The organism is Flavobacteriales bacterium (assembly GCA_020435415.1).
GTDB lineage: Bacteria > Bacteroidota > Bacteroidia > JACJYZ01 > JACJYZ01 > JACJYZ01.
The window spans coordinates 1-4637 of the sequence record JAGQZQ010000146.1 but is presented as its reverse complement, the minus strand read 5'-3'; the positions used below and the strand labels follow the sequence as shown (position 1 = coordinate 4637).

Genomic DNA, 4637 nt, shown 5'->3' with positions numbered 1-4637 from the left:
CACCGGCGATGTTTCTGTTAACCCGTAACCTTCCTGCACCTTGATTCCGGCACCGTTGAAAACCCGTGCCAGCCTGGGTTGAAGGGGTGCTGATCCCGAAACGATCGTCCGAACCTGTCCACCAAGAGCCGCCTTCCACTTGCTGAAAATCAGTTTTCTTGCAATCCCGAGTTTAAAGGTGTACCAGGCACCATTACCTCCGTTATATTCATATTTTAATCCGAGGTCCAGCGCCCAGAAAAACAATTTCTTTGATATTCCCTCCAGTGTTTCGCCCTTTGCCACGATCCGGTCGTACACCTTTTCCAATAACCTGGGTACCGCTGTGAACATGACCGGATGTACTTCCCTGATATTGTCACCGATCGTATCCATACTTTCCGCGTAGTACACCCTGGCACCGGCATACTGGTACATGTACACGAGCATCCGTTCAAAGATGTGACACATGGGCAGGAAACTGAGGACCAGCTCTCCTTTACTCACCGAACACAGAGGTGCACAACTGGTCATGTTGGACATGATGTTGTCATGCGATAGCATGACGCCTTTAGGACTTCCTGTTGTACCCGAAGTATAGATCAGGGTTGCCAGATCATTTGCCTTTACATTATCCTGGATCGTCTTCAACTCATCAGCCCGGGGATTTGCCTTTCCTGCTTCCACCAATTCCGTCCAGTGCCTTACCCCTTCCAGTCGGTTAAAACTGTATATCTCCTGTAAGGATGGCACATCTTTCTTCACGGCGTTAACTTTGGCATACAGTTCCTGATCGGCGACAAAAACGATCTTCACTTCCGCATCGTTCAGGATGAACTTATAATCCGATTCGCTGATGGTGGGGTACATGGGGACGTTGATCATCCCGGCGGACAGGATGGCCATGTCCGTAAAGTTCCATTCCGGTCTGCTATTGGAGACCATGGCCACTTTATCACCCGGCTTAAGGCCCAACGAAAGCAATCCGGCACTCAGGTGCTTCACCGTTTCAACATAGGCAGCCGTGGAGGTGCCAGTCCATTGACCGTTCACTTTGGCACCAAAACAATCTTCCTGGGGATACTCCGACAGGATGTAGGGAAGAATATCAAATATGCGCTGGACGTTCATGGGGCTTTTGCAATTAGATTTCTACCAACGAATGTAAAGAAAATATGACTTGTTTGAGATTCCTATACGGAAGGGGGGACAAGAAGTTATTCTGCCTTTGTCCGTCGGAATTTACCCGTCATTTTCAACACACCCCATCTAAGTAAAAGTATCCATGGCGTACCATGTAGTACCACATCAAACCAGTCTATGAACTGCATGCCCACTGCCCCACCGGCAATCCAGCGTATCTTTCCCCAGATATGAGGTTCAGGCACAAATGGCGCCAGGCCAAGAGTCAGGCACATCGCCACCAGTAGCCCCGGACGTGTCAGGATACTTTCGCTGTCATTCCCCTTGTTCACCCGGACTCTCCTTTGCTTTAAAAACATCCCCGGTCAGGTTAAGGGTGGCAACGTAGTAGTCTTGCGATACGGCAAAGCTTGAAACGCCTCCTTCTACATCCAGTTGTTTCCAGGTTGTCTGAGGTTCCAGCCAGACCATCTTACCATCCACCATGGCCTGTACAGGAAGGTCAAATTCACGCACGCACTGCACCCAACGGTACCTGACCCCGCGATCTGTCAGCATGTATTCCAGCACCGGAATACGCACATCGCGGAGGTACTGATCGAAAACGTGCGATAAATCCCTCCCGACACTTTTGCTGATGTATTCTTCGACCTGTTTTGAGCTCACATTCCTGTGATAGAACTCCCGATTCAGCCCCCGCAAGGTCAAACGCCAGATGCTATCGTTCTGAACCGTAGTACGGATCATGTGCAGGAGATTGGCGCCCTTGTAGTACATATCTCCGGACCCCGGATTATTCACGTTATAATTTCCAATGATGGGGCGGTCATTTCGGATACCTGGCCGGGTCCCTATAATGTATTCTGCGGCAGCTTCCTTTCCGTAATAATAATCGAGATACAGGCACTCTGAGTAACTGGTAAATCCTTCATGAACCCACATATCGGCCGCATCCAGATGGGTGATGTTATTGGCAAACCATTCATGCCCGGATTCGTGGATAATGATATAGTCAAACTTCAACCCCCAGCCGGTGAGGCTCAGATCACGTCCACGGTAACCATTCATAAAGCCATTGCCATATGCCACTGCGCTCTGGTGTTCCATACCGAGGAAGGGCACCTGAACCAGTTTGTAGCTGTCTTCATAGAACGGATACGGACCAAACCAATGCTCAAATGCGCGGACCATCCTGGGTACCTGTTGAAATTGCACCTCCGCCGTATCTTTCATGTAGCTGAGAACCCAGTAGTCGAGGTCCAGGTTGCCTTTTTCTCCACCATAAGTTTCGTGCATCTGAACATAGTCACCGATATTGATGCTTACCCCGTAATTGTTGATCGGATTGGACACCTGCCAGTGGTAGGTAGCCCAGCCTTCTCTTCCGGCGGATGCGTATTGCCTTCCGTTGGAAATGGCGACGAGTGAATCGGGAACAGTCACGCTGATCTTCATGCTATCCACCTCATCATATTCATGGTCTTTACATGGCCACCAGATGCTTGCACCGATTCCCTGGCACGAAGATGCAATAAATGGTTTTCCATTCCGGTCCGTTCTCCAGGTGATCCCTCCGTCCCATGGCGGATTGGCGGCTTCAACCGGCACACCGCCAAACGATATCAGAACTGAGGTCTGACTCCCTTTTTTAACGATTTCAGGCAGGGTGATAAAATGCGCGTTGCCATCATCCCTCACTTTTAAAACCGCATCCTTATATTTCACTTCAGTGATCTTCATGGGATTCTGAAGGTCTATCTGGATGACTTTTCCATCTTTAAGGGCAGTGAAGCGAACTTCATTTGTTCCGGTAATTGTTTTGTCAGATGGATTCACCTTTATGGCCAGGTGGTAAAAGGTAAGGTCCCACCATTCCCTTTCGGGTGTGATGCTACCCCGAAGGCTGTCCTGGTGGGTAAAAGTGTGTTGCGCAGAGGATGTCAGAAAGGCAATCTGAAGAAAAAGGAAAAGGGTGGTGTAACGGATCATGGCATGATTGAGATTTCGGTTCAGACGAGCGCTAAAATAATGATAATCGTGAACCGGAGGATGGTATATTCACGCCACTAGTCCATGGCATTGTATTTAATCGCTCCGTTGACAATCGTCATCAATGCTTTTGTTTGCAGGATCTCCGCTTCATCCACTTTCATAATATCTTTCGACCATATGGTAAGGTCGGCCAGTTTGCCAACCTCAACAGACCCCTTGATGTCTTCTTCAAACGCACCGTAGGCGGCGTCGATGGTATAGGAACGAAGGGCTTCTTCCCTGGTCATTTTCTGAGCGGGTTCATAGCCCCCTTCCGGTTTACCATCCAGTGTTTTTCGTGACACCGAGGCATAAAAACAGGGAATAGGGTTTACGGGTTCTACGGGTGCATCTGTTCCATTGATAATGCGGCATCCGGTATCGTAAAGCTTCCGCCAAACGTACGCCCCTTCCACAATGCGCTTCTCTCCCAGGCGATCAATGGCCCATGGCCTGTCGGAAGCCAGGTGAATGGCCTGCATGGAAGGGATCACACCTAACGCAGCAAACCTGGGAATATCCTGTGGGTTTATATGTTGTGCATGCTCTATCCGAAAGCGTACATCATCGGCCTGTTTCGGATACTTTTTAAAGGCCGCCTCATACCGGTCCAGAATTTCCCGGTTTGTCCGGTCGCCTATGGCATGGGTACAAACCTGGTAGCCTTTCTGAAGGGCTTTCTCGCATACCTGGGTCACATAGTCCATATCTTCCGTAGCCATGCCTGAGGTTGAAGGCATATCTGAATAAGGTTCGAGTAACCATGCTCCTCTGGAACCCAGGGCTCCATCCGCATGGATCTTGATCGACCGGATGGTCAGAAAATGTCCGTCCAGACCAACAACGGGTTCCTTTTCCAACCACTGCTCCACCGTCGCCCGGTCTTCTGCGGATAACATCACATAGAGACGTATCCCAAGATCGGACTTTTTAAGTCCAGTGAAGAATGCCTCCAACTCACGTCCTTTGGAACCTGCATCCTGGAAACTGGTGATCCCGTTGCGCAGGCATTCGAGGACAGCCAGGTTCAAGGCTGCCATATCGGATTCCAAAGTATGTTCCGGAATGTGATCATCGATCAGGTCCTGGGCATCTTCGTTAAAAATGCCTGTTGGTTTTCCGCGTGTATCGAGGACTATCTCCCCACCTTCCACATGGGCATCGGGATGATCCAAAATTCCTGCAACCTCCATGGCTTTGGCATTGGCAAGTCCGGCATGACCGCTGGCATGGATCAACCATACCGGATTATCGGGCGAAACGGCACTCAGTGCATCATGGATAGGAAAACCGTTGACCATGTTTTCCGGCATATGTGTCCATTTGCTTTGATGCCAGCCTCTCCCGAGAATCCACTCTCCCGGCTTTTTCTTTTTCACCTCTTCCCGAACCATGGCGATGACATCATCATAGCTTTGCGTTTGCATCAGATCGAGGTTCATTTTATAATAGCCGAGTTTCAGGAAGTGACCGTGACCTTCGAT

The 4637-nt window shown here is 49.7% G+C and carries 4 protein-coding genes; all 4 read right to left on the bottom strand.

Annotated elements, in window-relative coordinates; genetic code table 11:
- Nucleotides 1-1110 (bottom strand): AMP-binding protein (locus KDD36_14750; protein MCB0397908.1); only part of this gene is annotated, 1110 nt, incomplete at its 3' end.
- Nucleotides 1111-1196: 86 nt separating this feature from the next.
- Nucleotides 1197-1397 (bottom strand): hypothetical protein, encoded by a 201-nt coding sequence (locus tag KDD36_14745; protein ID MCB0397907.1) that lies wholly within the window; start codon nt 1395-1397, stop codon nt 1197-1199.
- A gap of 40 nt (nt 1398-1437) precedes the next feature.
- Entirely contained in the window at nt 1438-3111 is a 1674-nt protein-coding gene (locus KDD36_14740; protein ID MCB0397906.1) for a M1 family metallopeptidase, read from the bottom strand.
- Between the two features lie 77 nt (nt 3112-3188).
- On the bottom strand, nt 3189-4637 hold a 1449-nt coding region (locus KDD36_14735), incomplete at its 5' end, for an amidohydrolase (protein MCB0397905.1).

Bases quoted from the DNA above. Each gene is read 5' to 3' on its own strand.
- KDD36_14745 (MCB0397907.1), bottom strand. From the start codon at position 1,397: ATGTGCCTGACTCTTGGCCTGGCGCCATTTGTGCCTGAACCTCATATC.
- KDD36_14740 (MCB0397906.1), bottom strand. From the start codon at position 3,111: ATGATCCGTTACACCACCCTTTTCCTTTTTCTTCAGATTGCCTTTCTG.